Origin of the sequence: Desulfosarcina cetonica JCM 12296, assembly GCF_001311845.1 — a bacterium.
Lineage (GTDB): Bacteria > Desulfobacterota > Desulfobacteria > Desulfobacterales > Desulfosarcinaceae > Desulfosarcina > Desulfosarcina cetonica.
This window is the reverse complement of sequence record NZ_BBCC01000513.1, coordinates 1-781: the sequence shown is the minus strand read 5'-3', so window position 1 is coordinate 781 and position 781 is coordinate 1. Positions and strand designations below refer to the sequence as shown.

2 protein-coding genes are annotated in these 781 nt (G+C 63.9%); both read right to left on the bottom strand.

Annotated features, from left to right (window positions below):
- Positions 1 to 394: ATP-binding cassette domain-containing protein (locus JCM12296_RS35310; RefSeq protein ID WP_218188471.1), on the bottom strand; the 394-nt coding region annotated here is incomplete at its 3' end.
- Positions 395 to 404: 10 nt separating this feature from the next.
- The coding region (locus tag JCM12296_RS35305; protein ID WP_172684288.1) for a branched-chain amino acid ABC transporter permease at positions 405 to 781 on the bottom strand (377 nt) is incomplete at its 5' end.

Here is a 781-nt window from a genome sequence, read left to right as displayed (position 1 = left end):
TCCAATCCGCGCAGGCGCAGCCGGCGCTCCTGGTGACGCAGGGCCGGCAGGCGCAGCATGGAACGAAAAAGGAGCGCTCGGCGGTCACGGTCAGGCCGACCAAGACGTTGTCCAACACGCTCAGGCGATCGAAGAGCTTCAGATTCTGGAACGTACGGGCGATGCCCAGTCCGGCAATGACGTGGGCCGGCAGGGTCTCGATGGCGCGGCCCGCCAAGCGGATGGCCCCTTCCCCGGCCGGGTCCACCCCGCTGATGCAATTGATCAGGGTGGATTTGCCGGCGCCATTGGGGCCGATCAGGGCCGTCACGCGACCGGTCTCCAGGCGGAACGACACCTCTTGCAGGGCCGGCAATCCGCCGAACCATTTGCTTACCCGGGTCAGCTCCAGCATGGCCGCTCCATCATCGATCCGTCCCGTCGGGGGCCGCTACCCCCGTCGAAAACCGTTTCCATAGCGCGATCCGCGTGCGCACGGCATCCACGATGCCGGTCGTCAGCCCCTGGGGCAGGAACAGCAGGATCACCACCAGGATCAAACCGTGAAGAATATCCTTGAAGCGCTCCAGGCTCTCGATCCATTCGGGCAGCAGGGTGATCAGAGCCGTACCGAAAAGGGTTCCCCAAATGGAGCCCATGCCGCCCACCACGACCATGATCACGAAGTCCACGGAAACGAAGATGTTGAACGAATCCGGGCTGACAAAGGCGTAGCAGTGGGCAAAAAGGCTTCCGGCCAGGGCGGCCAGCACGGCCGACAGCACGAACACTTTGATCTTGG